Source organism: Streptomyces sp. NPDC008092 (assembly GCF_042957285.1).
Taxonomy (GTDB): Bacteria; Actinomycetota; Actinomycetes; order Streptomycetales; family Streptomycetaceae; genus Streptomyces.
On sequence record NZ_JBIBHY010000007.1, the window covers coordinates 353,862 to 370,448 of the forward strand.

17 protein-coding genes and 1 riboswitch are annotated in these 16,587 nt (G+C 72.5%); of the genes, 15 read left to right on the top strand and 2 right to left on the bottom strand.

Features of this window, described 5'->3' with window-relative positions:
* The first annotated feature begins 225 nt into the window (after positions 1-225).
* The 4 genes from ACFZB3_RS24605 to ACFZB3_RS24620 all read left to right on the top strand — a co-directional run bounded on the left by ACFZB3_RS24605 (position 226) and on the right by ACFZB3_RS24620 (position 4,724).
* Positions 226-1,014 (top strand): IclR family transcriptional regulator C-terminal domain-containing protein, encoded by a 789-nt coding sequence (locus tag ACFZB3_RS24605; RefSeq protein WP_391378470.1) that lies wholly within the window; start codon positions 226-228, stop codon positions 1,012-1,014.
* 157 nt (positions 1,015-1,171) lie between these two features.
* On the top strand, positions 1,172-2,647 hold the full coding sequence (locus tag ACFZB3_RS24610; RefSeq protein WP_391378472.1) for an aldehyde dehydrogenase family protein: 1,476 nt from the start codon (positions 1,172-1,174) through the stop codon (positions 2,645-2,647).
* A 152-nt stretch (positions 2,648-2,799) separates the two neighbouring features.
* Entirely contained in the window at positions 2,800-4,167 is a 1,368-nt protein-coding gene (locus ACFZB3_RS24615; protein ID WP_391378474.1) for an MFS transporter, read from the top strand.
* 218 nt (positions 4,168-4,385) lie between these two features.
* Positions 4,386-4,724: a DUF2218 domain-containing protein gene (locus ACFZB3_RS24620; RefSeq protein ID WP_391378476.1), complete on the top strand. Its 339-nt coding sequence runs from the start codon at positions 4,386-4,388 to the stop codon at positions 4,722-4,724.
* 1 nt (position 4,725) lies between these two features.
* Here the strand turns inward: ACFZB3_RS24620 and ACFZB3_RS24625 are convergent, their stop codons facing one another.
* Positions 4,726-5,538 carry a hypothetical protein gene (locus ACFZB3_RS24625; RefSeq protein ID WP_391378478.1) on the bottom strand — a complete coding sequence of 271 codons (813 nt, stop codon included), beginning with the start codon at positions 5,536-5,538 and terminating at the stop codon, positions 4,726-4,728.
* A gap of 142 nt (positions 5,539-5,680) precedes the next feature.
* Positions 5,681-5,938 (bottom strand): hypothetical protein, encoded by a 258-nt coding sequence (locus ACFZB3_RS24630; RefSeq protein WP_391378481.1) that lies wholly within the window; start codon positions 5,936-5,938, stop codon positions 5,681-5,683.
* A gap of 160 nt (positions 5,939-6,098) precedes the next feature.
* Between ACFZB3_RS24630 and ACFZB3_RS24635 the strand changes: the two genes are divergently transcribed.
* From ACFZB3_RS24635 to ACFZB3_RS24685, 11 genes are all read left to right on the top strand, one after another.
* The gene (locus tag ACFZB3_RS24635; protein ID WP_391378483.1) at positions 6,099-6,230 is read left to right on the top strand and encodes a hypothetical protein; all 132 of its coding nucleotides are present in this window, start codon (positions 6,099-6,101) and stop codon (positions 6,228-6,230) included.
* A 190-nt stretch (positions 6,231-6,420) separates the two neighbouring features.
* A complete protein-coding gene (locus ACFZB3_RS24640) occupies positions 6,421-7,293 on the top strand; it encodes a glutathione S-transferase C-terminal domain-containing protein (RefSeq protein ID WP_391378485.1) in 873 nt (290 codons plus the stop codon).
* A 77-nt stretch (positions 7,294-7,370) separates the two neighbouring features.
* Positions 7,371-7,494: riboswitch (SAM riboswitch) on the top strand.
* A 388-nt stretch (positions 7,495-7,882) separates the two neighbouring features.
* A complete protein-coding gene (locus ACFZB3_RS24645) occupies positions 7,883-8,866 on the top strand; it encodes an ABC transporter permease subunit (RefSeq protein ID WP_391378488.1) in 984 nt (327 codons plus the stop codon).
* Entirely contained in the window at positions 8,863-9,651 is a 789-nt protein-coding gene (locus ACFZB3_RS24650) for an ATP-binding cassette domain-containing protein (protein WP_391378490.1), read from the top strand. Before ACFZB3_RS24645 ends, ACFZB3_RS24650 begins: the two co-directional genes overlap by 4 nt.
* Positions 9,652-9,713: 62 nt before the next feature.
* Complete coding sequence (locus ACFZB3_RS24655) at positions 9,714-10,739, top strand: transporter substrate-binding domain-containing protein (protein ID WP_391378492.1); 1,026 nt, start codon at positions 9,714-9,716, stop codon at positions 10,737-10,739.
* A 47-nt stretch (positions 10,740-10,786) separates the two neighbouring features.
* Entirely contained in the window at positions 10,787-11,566 is a 780-nt protein-coding gene (locus ACFZB3_RS24660) for a GNAT family N-acetyltransferase (RefSeq protein ID WP_391378494.1), read from the top strand.
* A gap of 52 nt (positions 11,567-11,618) precedes the next feature.
* Positions 11,619-11,714 carry a putative leader peptide gene (locus ACFZB3_RS24665; RefSeq protein ID WP_384033399.1) on the top strand — a complete coding sequence of 32 codons (96 nt, stop codon included), beginning with the start codon at positions 11,619-11,621 and terminating at the stop codon, positions 11,712-11,714.
* Between the two features lie 66 nt (positions 11,715-11,780).
* Positions 11,781-12,995 carry an LLM class flavin-dependent oxidoreductase gene (locus ACFZB3_RS24670; protein WP_391378496.1) on the top strand — a complete coding sequence of 405 codons (1,215 nt, stop codon included), beginning with the start codon at positions 11,781-11,783 and terminating at the stop codon, positions 12,993-12,995.
* A gap of 21 nt (positions 12,996-13,016) precedes the next feature.
* Positions 13,017-14,390 (top strand): NtaA/DmoA family FMN-dependent monooxygenase, encoded by a 1,374-nt coding sequence (locus ACFZB3_RS24675; RefSeq protein ID WP_391378498.1) that lies wholly within the window; start codon positions 13,017-13,019, stop codon positions 14,388-14,390.
* Positions 14,387-15,469 (top strand): LLM class flavin-dependent oxidoreductase, encoded by a 1,083-nt coding sequence (locus ACFZB3_RS24680; RefSeq protein ID WP_391378500.1) that lies wholly within the window; start codon positions 14,387-14,389, stop codon positions 15,467-15,469. The genes ACFZB3_RS24675 and ACFZB3_RS24680 overlap by 4 nt, the downstream gene beginning before the upstream one ends.
* Complete coding sequence (locus tag ACFZB3_RS24685; RefSeq protein WP_391378502.1) at positions 15,462-16,586, top strand: LLM class flavin-dependent oxidoreductase; 1,125 nt, start codon at positions 15,462-15,464, stop codon at positions 16,584-16,586. The genes ACFZB3_RS24680 and ACFZB3_RS24685 overlap by 8 nt, the downstream gene beginning before the upstream one ends.
* Position 16,587: the final 1 nt, after the last annotated feature.

Sequence of the window (16,587 nt, forward strand, 5' to 3'; positions counted from 1 at the left end):
TCACCGGGCGCGGAAGGACGAACCTTGCAGGCGGCTCGAGTGCGGAACCCCTTCCGGGGACGAACCTCGTATTCGGTGCGGTTCATCCGGCCCGATGCGGCGAATCTAGGTCGGCCGCCACCCCCTCGCAAGGCACCGGCCGGAATCGAAACGCCGGTTGCTCTGCTGACAACTTCCGCCCTGACCTGGGGCTCCTCCGCCGGTACACGCGCCTACGATGACCCCGTGACCGACTCCTCCGCGGCCTCCCGCGGCCACGGCCTGCGCCGCGACATCGACCTCCTCGAAGCCCTCGCCTCCGACGAGGCCCAGAGCGCCGGCGGCCTCGGCGTCGTACGCCTCGCCCAGCTGGTGGGCCGCGAGAAGACCCAGATCTCCCGGGCCCTGAAGGCGCTGGCCGCCGAGGGCATCGTCGAGCGCGACCCCGACACCCTGGAGTACCGCCTCGGCTGGCGGCTCTTCTCCCTGGTCGCCCGCACCTCCGAGAGCCGGCTGGTGCGGGTGGCCGAGCCGGTCATGCACGCCCTGTCGGCCGACCTGGAGGAGACCAGCCACCTGTGCGTGCTCAGCGAGCGTGACGTGCTCACCCTGCTCTCCGTCTCCGGGCACTCCTTCCGCGTGCACGGCTGGGAGGGGCGCGGGGTGCCCGCCTGGCAGCTGTCGGCGGGGCGCGTGCTGCTCGCCGACGCGACCCCGGACGAGCTGTACGTCCGCTTCGGGACGACCGGCGAGATGCCGGTGCAGGACCTGTGGGCCCTCATCCAGGACGCCCGGCGGCAGGGCTACGCCCGGGTCAGCGAGGAGTTCGAGGAAGGACTGGTCGGGGTGTCGGCGCCGATCCGGGACTTCCGGGGCCGGGTGGTCGCCGCCATCAACATCTCCGCCCCGAAGGCCCGGCTCGGCGACCGGCTCGACGAGGCGGGGCGCACCACGGCACGGGCGGCGGCGCGGGTGTCGTCGCTGCTGGGCTGGGAGCCCCGGCGCGCCCTGCCGGCCGGGGCCCGGCTCACCTGACGGCCGTCCCCCGGCGGACTCCCCGCATGATCGGCGAGTTGCCCTCACAGCAACCCCCGTTGCGATCCGCCGAGGTTGCCTTGTCGGCTTCATGACGCGCTCGTAAATTCACCGCGCATCGGACGAACCTCGTCCGGAACGGAGAAAAGAGCAGCTCATGAACCTCGCCGGCATCGACCTCCTGGCCAAGGCGCCGCTCGCGGAAGGCGATGTGTTCCTCGGCGGCCGCTGGCTCCCGGCCGCCGACGGACGCACCTACCCCGTGTCCGACCCGGCCACCGGCGGCCTGATCCGGGAGGTCTCCGCGGCGGGGCCGCAGGACGCCCGCGCGGCGGTGGAGGCGGCGGGGTCGGCCGCGGCCGGCTGGCGGGCGACAGCGCCCCGGCGCCGCTCGGAGATCCTGCACGACACCTTCGAGCTGATGCGCGAGCACACCGACGCGCTGGCCCGGCTCATCGTGCTGGAGAACGGCAAGGCCTACCGGGACGCGGCGGCCGAGGTCGGCTACGCCGCCGAGTTCTTCCGCTGGTTCGCCGAGGAGGCGGTCCGGATCGGCTCCTCCTTCGGGGACGCCCCGGCCGGCGGCTACCGGCACGTCGTACGCAGGCACCCCGTCGGCGTCACCGCGTTCGTGACCCCCTGGAACTTCCCGGCCGCCATGGCCACCCGCAAGATCGCCCCGGCGCTGGCGGCCGGCTGCCCGGTGCTGCTCAAGCCCGCCCCGGAGACCCCGCTCACCGCCCTCGCGGTCGCCGCGCTGCTGACCGAAGCCGGGCTGCCCGAAGGCCTGTTGAACGTCCTGCCGACCGACCGCGCCCCCGAGGTCGTCTCCGTCTGGCTGGGCGACGAACGGGTCCGCAAGTTCTCCTTCACCGGCTCCACCGCCACCGGCAGGCTGCTCCTGGAGCAGGTCGCCGCGAACGTCGTCAACGTGACGATGGAACTGGGCGGCAACGCCCCCTTCGTGGTCTGCGCGGACGCCGACGTCGACGCCGCCGTGCGCGGCGCGATGGACGCCAAGATGCGCGGCGGCGGCGAGGTCTGCATCGCCGCCAACCGCTTCTACGTCCACGCCGACGTCGCCGCCGAGTTCACCGAGAAGTTCGGCGCGGCCATGGCCGCCGTCCGGGTCGGACCCGGTCTGGCGGAGGGCGTCACCCTCGGCCCGATGATCAACCGGGCCGCCGTGGACAGGATCCGCTCCCTGGTCGACGACGCGGTGGCACGCGGCGCCCGGATCGCCGCGCAGGGCGGGATCCCGGACGGGCCCGGCCACTTCCACCCCGCGACCGTCCTCGTCGACGTCCCCGACGACGCCCGCGTCCTGCACGAGGAGGTCTTCGGCCCCGTCGCCCCGCTCACCACCTTCACCGACGAGGACGAGATGCTCACCCGCGCCAACGCCACCGTCCACGGCCTGGCGTCGTACGTCTACTCCCGTGACGTCGGCCGCGCCCTGCGCCTCGCCGAACGCCTGGAGGCCGGCATGGTCGGCGTCAACCGCGGCCTGCTCTCCGACCCCGCCGCGCCCTTCGGCGGCGTCAAGCAGTCCGGCCTCGGCCGGGAAGGCGGCCGCGAGGGCATCGAGGCCTTCCTGGAGACGCAGTACATCGCCCTCGACTGGCCCTTCTGACCGGCCCCGCCGAACCTCCGGCCGTCCCTCCCGCACCTCCGGCCGTCCCTCCCGCACCTCCGCCCGTTCCTCCCGCACCTCCGCCCGTCCCTCCCGAACCTCTGCCCGTCCCCGCCCGCTCACCGCTCACCCGCTCACCCAGAGGACCGCTCATGGCAATGACGCCTGCGACCCAGCAACCGCCTGGCACCCCCGAAGTGTCCGCCGACCGGGCCCGCGAACGCCGCCGCCTGCACACGAAGCTGAAGCTCGCCACCCAGATCGGCGAGGGCATCGACGGCTACATCATCGGCGGCATCGGCATGGCGATGACCGCACTCACCGCCGACCTGCACCTCTCCACCCTCATGGAGGGGCTGGTCGGCGCCTCCCCGCTGATCGGCATCTTCGTCGGCGGCCCGCTCTTCGGCCGCCTCGCCGACCGCCTCGGCCGCCGCCCGGTGTTCCTCGCCGACATGCTGATCTTCCTGGTCGGCTCGGTCCTCCAGTTCTTCGTCACCGACGGACTCCAGCTCTTCCTGATCCGGCTGCTGATGGGTGTCGCGATCGGCGGCGAGTACGCCATCGGCGCCCCGCTCCTGTCCGAGTACGCCCCGAAACAGGGCCGCGGCCGGCTGCTGGCGAGCCTGGAGATCAGCTGGTACGTCGGCTACGCGCTCGCCACCGTGGTCGGCGCCCTGTTCGCGGACGTCGACGGCGGCTGGCGCTGGTCCCTGGCCAGCAGCGCGGTCATCGCGGTGGTGTGCGTGTCCCTGCGGGGCGGCATCCCCGAGTCGGCCCGCTGGCTGCTGAGCAGGGGCCGCCGGGAGGAGGCCGAGGCACTGATCGAGCGGTACGGCATCGAGATCGACGTCGACGCCGAACTCGACGAGCGGAGCGCGACCGGACAGGCCGGGTTCTGGGCGCTGTTCAGCAAGGACCACCTCCGCAGCACGGTCTTCGCGAGCGTCTTCTGGGCGGCCCTGGTGCTGCCGTACTTCGCCATCGGCACGTTCTGGACCCAGGTCTTCGACGCCCTCGACATGGGCGACAACGCGGTCGCGGCGCTGCTCGTCTACTCGTTCACCGCGGTCGCCGGGGTCACGGCCGGCTGCCTGGTCGTGGACCGCATCGGCCGCCGCAGGCTGCTGATCCCGCCGTTCTGGATCACCGCGGTCTGTCTCGCGCTGGTCGCGGTGTGGCCGCACTCGACGCCCGTCATCGTGGGCGGCTTCCTCTTCTTCATCTTCCTCAACGCGGCCTCCAGCGCGCTTACCGCCGTCTACCCGCTGGAGGTGTTCCCCACCTCCCTGCGCGCCACGGGCGTCGGCTTCGCCACCGCGATGAGCAGGGTCGGCGCGGCCGTCGGCACCTTCCTGCTGCCGATGGGACTCGACCGGTTCGGAGTGGAGTTCGTCCTCCTCGTCGGTGCCGGGGTGCTCGCGATCGGCGGGCTGGTCTCCCAGTTCCTCGCCCCCGAGACCACGGACCTGGACCTCGCGAAGGCGGCGCGGACGGCGCGCGGGCCGGTGAACGGCTGACGCCCCGCTTCGGCGACGCCGAGAAGGCCACGAACGCCCCGGAGGCCCCGCGCGCGAGCGACCGCGGGGCCTCCGGGCGACCGACGCGGGTTCCGGCGGCGGCAGGTGACACGACCGGCATGCATAGTTTGCGGCCCCCGGTACGGTCCCTGACCCCGTGCCCCGACGTAGCGTGAGCCCGTCACCGCTTGCCCGCCCCGCACCACCGGGAGTCCCAGATGGCCCGCTCCGAAGCCCGCGTTCCCACCGACCGCCCCGCCCGCTACGCCAAGCAGCTCGCCTCGCACCTCGGCCGCCGCTCGCAGACCAGCTGGGACGAGGAGACCGGCACCGGCGGCATCGTCTTCCAGAACGGCACCGGCACCCTCACCGCGACCGAGGGCGCCCTGCTGCTCACCGTGGAGACGGAGGCGGAGAACCTCGACGTCCTGGAAGGCGTCGTCGGCCGGCACCTGGTGCGCTTCGGCACCCGTGACGAACTCGTCGTCGCCTGGCAGCGCGACAACGGGGAACCGGGCACCACCCAGCGCAACTCCGAGGCCCCGGCGCCCCACTGACCTAGTCGAACTGGCTCGGCAACGGCGCCGGCGTCTTGCCGGACAGCACTTCCTTGAGGCGCTTGGCGCCGTTCTGCACGGCCAGGACGGTGCTGTCGTGGTCGACGCCCGAGAGGCCGCCGTTGGTGACCGCGGCCCCGGAGGCGCCGACGCGCAGCACCGCGACGTCCAGGGTGGTCGTGGCGGGCTGCCCGTTCGAGGTGCCCTGGACGGTGACCGTGAGCGCCGCCAGCGCGTCGCCCGCCTTGGGCGGCTCCTTGTACTCGACGACCTGCACGGTCCGCTTGCTGCCGTCCGAGGCGGTGGCCGAGAACTGGTTGCACTCCGTCGGGAGGTTCTTCAGCCACTTGATGGTGGCGTCCACGGAGGCCTGGCCGTAGTCCCCCACCTGGTACAGCAGCCGGGAGTCCGCCGAGGTGAAGCCGCGCAGCCCGGAGGCGCCGGTGGCGCGGCCCAGCAGGGTGTCGGAGTACAGGCTGTCCAGCAGCCGCTGGCAGTCGGCCGCGTCGGACCTGGCGGTGAGGAAGCCGGCGACGTCGACCTTCCCGACCAGCATCTGGTTGCGCCAGGTGGCGGCGTCGTTGGCCAGCTGCCAGTCGTCCTCGATGTCGGCCGGCGTGATCAGCGCGGCCTGCGCCCCGGGGCCGGTGAGGGCGGGGGTGCGCGACGGGGCCGGGGAGCGCTCGGCGGCGGGGGAGACGGCCGCGGCCTCGGGGGAGCCGCTGCCGTCCGAACAGGCCACCGCCGTGGCGAGCAGGGTCCCCGCCGCCAGGGCCGTGGCGAGCACACGCGCGGGTCGGGACGGACGGGTCATCGCGACTGCCTCCTCGGGAACGCGGTACGTCCCTCCGCGGACGGCGCCGGTGCGCGTCCTCCGCGGGAAGACGTCGGTACGTCCCTCCACGCCATCACCGGCCAGGGGCGCCGACCACCCGCACGTGCCATTCGGGTGAGCGTCACGACCCGGCCGCCGAGATGCGCACCCGCCTGCTGCCGCAGCGCGGGCACACCGCGTCCGTGAGCGGCGACGGCACCGCCCGGCCGGCCTCGTCGACGTACTCCAGGGTGGTCTGCAGCTCCGGGTCGGCGACCGGGTCGGTGAAGAACACCGCCTGGAAGGCGGCCTCCCAGCCGTGGCCGCACCGCCCGCAGCGGAACGCGAAGGTCTCGGGCACGGCACCCGGCACCGGCCCGGGACCCGGGGGCTCGGTCATCGGCTCCGGCTCCTGTCACTCGGCCTTCCCCACCAGCGCACCGCCCCGGCCGGCCGGCGGCAAGTCGGGGCCGGGTGTCCCAGGCGTGGACGCCCCCTTGACGCCGGGCGGGGGCCGATCGACACTCCAGTTGGGAATCCTAGTGAAAAGGTAGGGAAAGATGGGTCGCCTGCGCACGCTCACCGGCAGCCACCGCCGCGAGAGCCCCGCGCCCTGGCCGGCCCCCCTGCTCACCTCCCGCCGCCACCTCGACCTGCTGCGGATGTGCGGCGCGACCGGCCGCAGAGGCTGAGCGCCCGATCCCGGCCGTACGGGCCGGGTGCCCGTCCGCCGGGACGCACCACGGCTCACCGAGCCACGGCGCATCGAGCCATCGAGTCACGACCCATCGACTCACGACCCACCAAGTCACGACCCGCCGAGAACCCACCGACGAACGCTTCCGCCGCGCGTACGTCCGCGCGCCCGCCCCGGGGAGACGCATGTCCATCACTCCACTCGCCGCCCTGCCCTCCGTCCGCACCGCCCCCGCCTTCCGGGGCCGCATCGGCCGCGACGCGCGCAGCGGCCACTACGCCGTGCCGCGCCGCTACCGGCTGCACCTGTCCACCGCGTGTCCCGACGGCCTCCGGATCGCCGTCGGCCACAGCCTGCTGGCCCTGGACGACTGTTGTCCGGTCACCTTCCTGCCCGCCGTCCCGGACTGTCCCGACGGCAGCCACGCGGTACTGCGCCCCCTGTACGAGGCCAGTGCGCACCGCTACTCGGGACCGGCCCTCGCGCCGGTGTTCAGCGACGGATGGTCCGGCCGCATCGTCAGCACCCACAGCCGGGACATCCTGCGCGACCTGGACCAGCACTTCGGCGACGGTGCCGCCCGGCTCTACCCGTGCGGTGCCGAGGCCGAGATCGAGGCCGTCGAGCGGCTGTGCGCCGAGGACGTCGAGCAGGCCGCGCAGCGCGCCGGGCGCGAGGGCGGCGACCCGGCGGCGCTGGAGACGCTGCTCGCCGCCCTGGACGAACTGGAGCACCGGCTGACCGGGGTGGAGTTCCTGGTCGGCGGTCAACTCACGGCCGCGGACATCGAGTTGTGGGTGACCCTGGTGCAACTCGACACCGTGCACCGCAACCACCTGGACGCCGCCGCCGTGCACGCCGTCGCCGGCCACCCGGTGCTGTGGGCCTACGCCCGGCGGCTGGCCGCCCACCCGGCCTTCGGCGTTCACCTCGACCTCGACGGCATCGCCCGCCGCCACCACGGCCGTTGCCAGGGCCTGGAGGCCGCCGGCGCGGCCGTCCAGATCCTGGACTGGGCGGGCCACGCGGCGGACGCTCCCGGCGTTCCGCGCAGGTGAGAGCGGTCCGAACCGTTTCGCCAGTCGGACAGGCGTTGACATTCGTTCGGGCAACTGCGTTACTTACGGACCAGAACGGTCATGAGCGTCAGCATCAAGCCCTGGCTTGCTGACCGGCAACCCTCGCATCGCGGTGGGGTGCCCCAGGTGACGACCGGACCGACGACGTTTCGGCAAGCGACGATTCGGTAAGCGCGAGGCCCTCCCGGGGCCGGCACGACAGTGACAGGTGACGGACATGTACGCAGCTTCCAGGACGGCCCAGCGCCGCGCCGCGGGCTGCGTACGCCCGTACCCGAGCCCGCTCGTCGCCGACCGCGCCGTCGACCTGCTCCGTGTCAACAGCGCCCTGTGTAGCGCGTGTACCGCACCGGGCTGTGCCCGCTGTCGGATCTGACCAGGCCTTTCCGCCGGTTTTCCGCAGCTTCGCACCCCAGCGTCCCCGTCGAGACACCGGCCGCCCGGTGTGCCGCCGTCCGCCCAGCCCCCGTGCCCGCGCGCCTCCGCGCACCGTGCCGTGCCCGAACACGGCCCGGTGCGCGGCCACCGCCGTGGGACACGTGGGCGTCCGACTCCGCCGGAGCCCGCCATGAGTGAACCCCCAGGCGCCACGATCGCCGCCCCCGAGGCGCCCCCCGCAGCCGACGAGCCGTCACCACCCCTCGCAGCACAGCGCGTTCAGCCACTGCGCAGGCCCGGACGGTGGATCGCCACCGCCGTCGTCCTGGTCCTCGTCGTCCAGTTCGCCCACGGACTGGTCACCAACCCCTTCTACCAGTGGGACCGCTTCGGCTACTGGTTCCTGCGGCCGACCATCCTCGACGGACTGGCCATCACCCTCGAAGTCACCGCCTACAGCGCGGTGCTGGGCCTCCTCGGCGGCATCCTGCTCGCCCTGGCCCGGCTGTCGAAGAGCCCCGTGCTGCGCGCGGTCAGCTGGACCTACGTGTGGGCGCTGCGCTCCGTACCGCTCATCGTGGTCCTGCTCTTCCTCTACAACTTCAGCGCCCTGTACAAGACGTTGAGCATCGGCGTCCCCTTCGGGCCGGCCTTCTTCTCCTTCGACGAGTCGAAGCTCGCCACCGACATGGTCGTCGCCGTCATCGGCCTCAGCCTCAACGAGGCCGCCTACGCGGCCGAGGTGGTCCGCGGCGGCATCCTCTCCGTGGACCAGGGCCAGCACGAGGCGGCCGCCGCGCTCGGCCTGCCCAAGGGCTACCAGTTCCGGAGGATCGTGTTCCCGCAGGCGCTCAGGTCGATCACCCCGAACTACGTCAACCAGCTGATCGGCCTGATCAAGAGCACCTCGCTGGTCTTCTACGTCTCGCTGCTCGACCTCTTCGGCTCCGCGCAGAGCATGGGCTCCACCTACCCCGGCGACATCGTGCCGCTGCTCCTGGTGGTGACCGTCTGGTACCTGATCCTGACCAGCGTCGTCTCCGTCGTCCAGTTCTACGTCGAGCGGTACTACGCCCGAGGCGCCACCCGCACGCTGCCCCCGACCCCCCTCCAGAAGCTGCGCACCGGCCTCACCGACCTGAGCGCCCGCATCCGCCGGGAGGCCGCGGTATGACCGCCACCGACACCCTGGACACGGCCCCCGCCGCCCTGGAGATAACCGGCGTCCACAAGTGGTACGGCGCCCACCGCGTCCTGGACGGCATCGACCTGACCATCCGTCCCGGCGAGGTCACCGTCGTCCTCGGCCCGTCCGGCTCCGGCAAGTCCACCCTCCTCAGGGTCATCAACCACCTGGAGAAGCCCGAGCGCGGCCACGTCAGCATCAACGGCGAGCCGATCGGCGTGAAGCGGCAGGGCGACCGGCTGAAGGAGCTGAGCGAACGCGCCATCCTGGCCCAGCGCGGCCGGATCGGCTTCGTCTTCCAGAACTTCAACCTCTTCCCGCACCTGACCGTGCTCGACAACGTGGCCGCCGCCCCGGCCGCCACCGGGAAGCTCAGCAGGCCCGCGGCCCAGGCCCTGGCCAAGGAACTCCTGGAACGGGTCGGCCTCGGCGAGCGCATCGGCGCCTACCCCCGGCAGCTCTCCGGCGGCCAGCAGCAGCGCGTCGCCATCGCCCGCGCCCTCGCCCTGCGCCCCGGCGTGATCCTCTTCGACGAGCCGACCTCCGCCCTGGACCCCGAACTCGTCGGTGAGGTCCTCGCCGTCATCAAGGACCTGGCGACCAGCGGCACCACCCTCGTCATCGTCACCCACGAGATCGGCTTCGCCCGCGAGATCGCCGACCGGGTCGTCTTCATCGACGGCGGCCGGATCGTCGAGCAGGGCCCGCCCTCCGAGGTCCTCGACAACCCCCAGCACGAGCGGACCAGGGACTTCCTCAGCAAGGTCCTCTGAACCGCACCCCTCTCACCGCACCTCAACCACACCTTTCACCGCAACACGAAGGACAGACAGCCATGCCCACGCTCCTCACCCGACGCAGCCTGATCAGAGGCATCACCGCGGCGACCGCCGTCGCCTCCCTCGCCACCGGGCTCGCCGCCTGCGGGGGCGACAGCGACGCGGCCACCACCACGGCCGCCGCGAAGACCGGCGAGGTCGTCATCGGCCAGGTCTCCAACGGCGCCGCGACCCAGACCACGATCAAGGTCTCCGAGGTCAAGTCCATCAGCGCCGAACTGCCCGACTCCGTCAGGAAGAGCGGCAAGCTCGTCATCGGCGAGGGCGCCCTGCCCGCCGGGTTCCCGCCGCTGGCCTACGTGGGCAGCGACCAGAAGACCCTCACCGGCTCCGAGCCCGACCTCGGCCGCCTGGTCGCCGCGGTCTTCGGCCTCAAGCCCGAGATCCAGAACGCCACCTGGGAGAACATGTTCGTCGGCATCGACAGCGGCAAGGTCGACGTGGCCTTCTCCAACGTCACCGACACCGAGGAGCGCAAGAAGAAGTACGAGTTCGCCTCCTACCGGCAGGACAACCTCGCCTTCACCGTGCCGAAGAAGAGCACCTGGAACTTCGACGGCAACTACGAGAACCTCGCCGGCAAGACCGTCTCCGTGAGCGCCGGCACCAACCAGGAGAAGATCCTCCTGGAGTGGAAGAAGAAGCTGGAGAGCGAGGGCAAGAAGCTCACCGTCAAGTACTTCCAGGACAGCAACAGCGTCTACCTGGCCCTGTCCAGCGGCAAGATCGACGCCTACCTCGGCCCCAACCCCGGTATCGCGTACCACAACAAGCAGACCGAGAACACGCCCACCGCCACCCGCACCGCGGGCACCTACTCCGGCGCCGGCGCCAGCCTCCAGGGTCTGATCGCGGCCACCGCAAAGAAGGACAGCGGCCTGGCCAAGCCCCTTGCGGACGCCATCAACTACCTGATCGAGAACGGCCAGTACGCCAAGTGGCTCAAGGCCTACAACCTTTCCAACGAGGCCGTCGCCAAGTCCGAGGTGAACCCGCCCGGACTGCCCCTCGACAACTCCTGATCCCTGTCGAAGAGCAAACCCGCTGGTTGAGAAAGGACTTCGCCTCCGTGACTCTCCACCCCGGCCTTCGCGGAGGCGGAGCCCCTCCCGCTCCGCGCACGTCCCCGCTCGACAACGCCGTCTGGTCGGCCCTCACCGGCCCGCACGCCCACCTTGCCGAGCGAAGCGAGATGGGGGTCCCCCCGGCCGAAGGCTGGGGGAGGGTCGGCCGGGCGGCCCGCTATCCCGACGACGTCTACGCCTACGCCGCGCTCGCCGACCCCACCGACCCGGCCGCCTGGGCCGACCTGCGCACGCTCGTCGGCCCGGGAACGACGGTGAAGATCAAGCCGGTCGAGGCGGCACCGCCCGGCTGGGAGGTGGTCGGCGGCGGGACGGGCGTCCAGTTCGTGGACACCGCGCTCCGGGCCGAGCCCGCTCCCGAGGCGGTACGGCTCGGGCCGGACGACGTGCCCGAGATGCTGGACCTCGTCGCCCGCACCGAGCCGGGCCCGTTCCGCACCCGGACCGTCGAGATGGGCACCTATCTCGGCATCCGGCACCGCGGGCGCCTGGTCGCGATGGCGGGGGAGAGGCTGCGGCCGCCTGGCTGGACGGAGATCAGCGCCGTCTGCACCGACCCGGAGCACCGGGGCCTGGCCACCCGGCTGATCCGCGCGGTCGCCGCCGGGATCCGGGAACGCGGCGACACCCCGTTCCTGCACGCGGCCCCGGGCAACGCCAACGCGATCCGGCTCTACGAGTCGATCGGATTCACCGAGCGGCTGCGCGGCCGCACCCTGCTGCTGCGCAGCCCGGGAACAACCACGGAAACCGGTCGGTTGTGACTCACGACGAGATGTACGCGGAGCAGGCCGGAAGATCTGGGAGGTGCGGGCCGTGACACGTGTCCCCAGCCCCAGCCGCCGTACCGTCCTGCACTCCCGGCCGCACATCGACCTCCAGCGCGTGGCCGGCGCGCTCTGTTGTTCCTGACCAGTCGTCCCCGCAGCGCCCCCGTCTCCGGCGCGCCCTCGTACGGACCCTCAGGAAGGCACCACTGTGTCCTCATCTCCCGCTTCCCACCTGCACCTCGCCGTCGCCCTGGACGGCACCGGCTGGCACCCCGCGTCCTGGCGCGAGCCGGTCGCCCGCCCCCGCGACCTGTTCACCGCCGGCTACTGGGCCGACCTGGTCGCCGAGGCCGAGCGCGGCCTCGTCGACTTCGTCACCATCGAGGACGGCCTCGGCCTGCAGTCCTCGCACTACGGCGAGCTCGACGGCCGCACCGACCAGGTCCGCGGCCGCCTGGACGCCGTCCTGATCGCGTCCCGGATCGCGCCCCTGTCCAGCCACATCGGCCTGGTGCCGACGGTGATCGCCACCCACACCGAGCCGTTCCACATCTCCAAGGCGATCGCCACCCTGGACTACGTCAGCTCCGGCCGCGCCGGGCTGCGGGTGCAGATATCCGCCCGCCCGCACGAGGCGGACCACTTCGGCCGGCGCGCCTTCCCGCCGATCGACCTGGCGCAACTGCAGTCCCCGGCCGGGCAGGAACGGCTCACCGAGCACTTCGACGAGGCCGCCGACCACGTCGAGGCCGTGCGCCGGCTCTGGGACAGCTGGGAGGACGACGCCGAGATCCGGGACGCCGCCACCGGCCGCTTCATCGACCGCGACAAGCTGCACTACATCGACTTCGAGGGCCGCCACTTCAGCGTCAAGGGCCCCTCCATCACCCCGCGCCCGCCGCAGGGCCAGCCGCTCGTCACCGCCCTCGGCCACCAGACCGTCCCCTACCGGCTGATCGCCCGCCAGGCCGACGTCGGCTACGTCACCCCGCGGGACGCCGCCGACGCCCGCGCGATCGTCGCCGAGATCCGCGCCGAGCAGCAGGCCGCCGGACGGGCCGGGGACACCGTGCACGTCTTCGGCGACCTGGTGGTCCTCCTCGACGACGACCGGGCCACGGCCGCCGCCCGCAAGGAACGCCTCGACGCCCTCGACGGCGGCGCGTACACCAGCGACGCCCGCATCTTCACCGGCACCGCGGCCGAACTCGCCGACCTCCTGGAGGAGTTCGCCGCCGAGGGCCTCTCCGGCTTCCGGCTGCGGCCCGCCGTACTCGGCCACGACCTGCCGCGGATCACCGCGGACCTGGTCCCGGAACTCCAGCGCCGCGGCCGCTTCCGCACCGCCTACGAGGCGGACACCCTGCGCGGCCTGCTCGGGCTCGCCCGCCCCGCCAACCGCTACGCCGCCGCCACCGCCTGAGCCGGAAGGACCGCACCCGACATGAGCAAGCCCCTGAAGCAGATCCACCTGGCCGCGCACTTCCCCGGCGTCAACAACACCACCGTGTGGAGCGACCCGGCCGCGGGCAGCCACATCGAGTTCAGCTCCTTCACGCACTTCGCGAAGACCGCCGAACGCGCCAAGTTCGACTTCCTGTTCCTCGCCGAGGGCCTGAGGCTGCGCGAACAGGGCGGGAAGATATACGACCTGGACGTCGTCGGCCGCCCCGACACCTTCACCGTCCTCGCCGCGCTGGCCGCCGTCACCGACCACCTCGGCCTGACCGGCACCATCAACTCCACCTTCAACGAGCCCTACGAGGTGGCCCGCCAGTTCGCCAGCCTCGACCACCTCTCCGGCGGCCGGGCCGCGTGGAACGTGGTCACCTCCTGGGACGCCTTCACCGGCGAGAACTTCCGGCGCGGCGGCTTCCTGCCGCAGGACGAGCGCTACTCCCGCGCCAAGGAGTTCCTCGCCACCGCGAACGAGCTGTTCGACTCCTGGCACGGCGACGAGATCCTCGCCGACCAGACCACCGGCACCTTCCTGAGCGACGCCAGGGCCGGCTCCTTCGTGCACCAGGGCGCCCAGTTCGACATCCACGGCCAGTTCAACGTGCCGCGCTCCCCGCAGGGCCGCCCGGTGATCTTCCAGGCCGGCGAGTCCGACGAGGGCCGGGAGTTCGCCGCGTCGAGTGCCGACGCGATCTTCAGCAGGTACGCCACCCTCGACGCCGGCCAGGCCTTCTACACCGACGTGAAGTCCCGCCTCGCCAAGTACGGCCGGCGCCCCGAGGACCTGCTGATCCTGCCCGCCGCCAGCTTCGTCCTCGGCGACACCGACGCGGAGGCCGAGGAGATCGCCCACCAGGTGCGCCGCCAGCAGGTCAGCGGCGCGACGGCCCTCAAGCACCTGGAGTTCGTCTGGAACCGTGACCTGTCGTCGTACGACCCGGAGGGCCCGCTGCCCGACGTCGACCCGCTGGTCGGCGAGGAGCACATCTCCCGGGGGCGCGCGCAGGTCAGGATGTACCGGGACCCGGTCGCCATCGCCCGCGAGTGGCGCGAGCTGGCCGAGGCCAACAAGTGGTCCATCCGCGACCTGGTGATCAACACCGGCAACCGGCAGACCTTCGTCGGCTCCCCGGCCACCGTCGCCCGTACCATCAACGACTTCGTGCAGGCCGACGTCTCCGACGGCTTCATCCTGGTCCCGCACATCACCCCCGGCGGCCTGGACACCTTCGCCGACACGGTCGTTCCGCTCCTCCAGGAGCAGGGCGTCTTCCGCACCGAGTACGAGGGCACCACCCTGCGCGACCACCTGGGCCTCGCCCACCCCGACGAGCCCCGGGGCGAGCGGGTGGCATCGTGAGGTTCCTCGCGATCACCCTGATCGTGCACCGACCGGATCCGGTCACGGGGCGGCAGAAGTCCACCCACGACCGGTTCCGCGAGGTCCTCGACAACGCCGTGCTCGCCGAGGAACTGGGCTTCGACGGCTTCGGGGTGGGGGAGCGGCACGAGCGCCCGTTCATCTCCTCCTCCCCGACGGTCGTGCTCAGCCATGTCGCCGCGCTCACCCGGCGCATCCGGCTGTTCACCGCGGTCACCACGCTGAGCCTGCTGGACCCGGTCCGGGCGTACGAGGACTACGCGACCCTCGACCACCTCTCCGAGGGCCGCCTCGACCTGATCATCGGCAAGGGCAACGGCTCCGCCCAGCGCGAGCTGTTCCACGTCACGCCCGAGGACCAGTGGGACCGCAACGCCGAGAGCTACGAGGTGTTCCGGCAGCTGTGGCGGCAGGACAGGGTGACCGCGAAGACCCGGTTCCGGCCGGAGCTGACCGACGCCGAGGTCTGGCCGCGCCCCTACCAGCGGCCGGTCCGGGTCTGGCACGGCAGCGCCACCAGCAAGGAGTCCGTCGACCTCGCCGCCCGCTACGGCGACCCGCTGTTCTCCGCGAACGTCACCAACCCCGTGGAGCCGTACGCCGAGCTGATCCGGTACTACCGGGAGCGCTGGGAGCACTACGGCCACGACCCGGCGGAGATCGCCGTCGGCGCGGGCACGGCGGGCCTGCTGGTGGCGCCCACCACGCAGCAGGCGCTGGCCGCCTACCGCCCGGTGTTCGAGGCGAACCTGGCCTTCTTCCGCCGGGCCGGACTCCCGGTCGTCTTCGAGACCCTGGAGGACTTCGCCGAGCGCAGCTCCGCGCTGATCGGCAGCCCGCAGCAGGTCATCGAGAAAGTCCACCGCTACCACGAGCAGTTCGGGCACACGGTCCTGCATCTGCACGCCGACGCCGGGGGGCTGACGGACGCTCAGCACCGCGACTCGCTGGAGCTGTTCCAGTCGGCGGTGGCCCCGGTCCTGCGCAGGGACATCCCCGACCCGCCGTTCCCGTGGGCACCCGTCCACCCGGCCGCCGAGGAGCCCGCCCATGTCTGACATCCCGCTCGGCGTCCTCGACCTGGTGCCGATACCGAGCGGCGCCACCGCCGCCGACGCCCTGCGCAACTCCGTCGAACTCGCGCGGCGCACCGAGGAGTTCGGCTATGCCCGCTACTGGTTCGCCGAGCACCACCTCAACCCGGGGGTGGCCGGCACCTCCCCCGCGGTGGTCCTGGCGCTGACCGCCGCCGCGACCTCCACCATCCGGCTCGGCTCCGGCGCCGTACAGCTCGGACACCGCACCGCGCTGTCCACGGTCGAGGAGTTCGGCCTCCTGGACGCCGTGTACCCGGGCCGCCTCGACCTGGGCCTGGGCCGCTCCGGCGGCCGTCCGCCGGGCGGGAAGGCGGCGGCGCCGACGGCGACCCCGGTGGTCGACGGCCGGGCGCCCAACGGCCTGGTCGTCCCGCCCCGCGTCTCCTTCGCCCGCCTGCTCGGCTCCCCTCGGTTCGCGCTCCACCGCAAGCTGCTCCTGCTGCCGAACGCCGAGTCCCAGGACTACGCCGAACAGATCGACGACATCCTCGCCCTGCTCGCCGGGACCTACCGCACCGAGGACGGCGTCGAGGCCCACGTCGTCCCGGGCGAGGGTGCCGAGGTCGAGGTGTGGATCCTCGGCAGCAGCGGCGGCGAGAGCGCCCAGGCCGCGGGCGAGCGGGGCCTGCGGTTCGCCGCCAACTACCACGTCAGCCCGGCCACGGTCCTGGAGGCGGTGGACGGCTACCGCGCGTACTTCCAGCCCTCGGACATCCTCGACAAGCCGTACGTCAGCGTCTCCGCGGACGTCGTGGTCGCCGAGGACGACGCCACCGCCCGCGAACTCGCCACCGGCTACGGCCCCTGGGTCCGCAGCATCCGGACCGCCGAGGGCGCCATCCCCTTCCCCACCCCCGAGGAGGCACGGGCGCACGTCTGGACGGACGAGGACCGGGAGCTGGTCCAGGACCGCCTCGACACCCGGTTCGTGGGCAGCCCGCAGCACGTCGCCGACCGCCTGGAACAGCTCCAGGAGGCCACCGGCGCCGACGAGCTGCTCATCACCACCATCACCCACGACCAGGCCGACCGCGTCCGCTCCTACGAACTCCTCGCGGCGGAGTGGCGCCGGCGCTGAG

Bases quoted from the DNA above. Each gene is read 5' to 3' on its own strand.
- ACFZB3_RS24610 (WP_391378472.1), top strand. From the start codon at position 1,172: ATGAACCTCGCCGGCATCGACCTCCTGGCCAAGGCGCCGCTCGCGGAA.
- ACFZB3_RS24615 (WP_391378474.1), top strand. From the start codon at position 2,800: ATGGCAATGACGCCTGCGACCCAGCAACCGCCTGGCACCCCCGAAGTG.
- ACFZB3_RS24620 (WP_391378476.1), top strand. From the start codon at position 4,386: ATGGCCCGCTCCGAAGCCCGCGTTCCCACCGACCGCCCCGCCCGCTAC.
- ACFZB3_RS24625 (WP_391378478.1), bottom strand. From the start codon at position 5,538: ATGACCCGTCCGTCCCGACCCGCGCGTGTGCTCGCCACGGCCCTGGCG.
- ACFZB3_RS24630 (WP_391378481.1), bottom strand. From the start codon at position 5,938: ATGACCGAGCCCCCGGGTCCCGGGCCGGTGCCGGGTGCCGTGCCCGAG.
- ACFZB3_RS24635 (WP_391378483.1), top strand. From the start codon at position 6,099: ATGGGTCGCCTGCGCACGCTCACCGGCAGCCACCGCCGCGAGAGCCCC.
- ACFZB3_RS24640 (WP_391378485.1), top strand. From the start codon at position 6,421: ATGTCCATCACTCCACTCGCCGCCCTGCCCTCCGTCCGCACCGCCCCC.
- ACFZB3_RS24645 (WP_391378488.1), top strand. From the start codon at position 7,883: ATGAGTGAACCCCCAGGCGCCACGATCGCCGCCCCCGAGGCGCCCCCC.
- ACFZB3_RS24650 (WP_391378490.1), top strand. From the start codon at position 8,863: ATGACCGCCACCGACACCCTGGACACGGCCCCCGCCGCCCTGGAGATA.
- ACFZB3_RS24655 (WP_391378492.1), top strand. From the start codon at position 9,714: ATGCCCACGCTCCTCACCCGACGCAGCCTGATCAGAGGCATCACCGCG.
- ACFZB3_RS24675 (WP_391378498.1), top strand. From the start codon at position 13,017: ATGAGCAAGCCCCTGAAGCAGATCCACCTGGCCGCGCACTTCCCCGGC.
- ACFZB3_RS24685 (WP_391378502.1), top strand. From the start codon at position 15,462: ATGTCTGACATCCCGCTCGGCGTCCTCGACCTGGTGCCGATACCGAGC.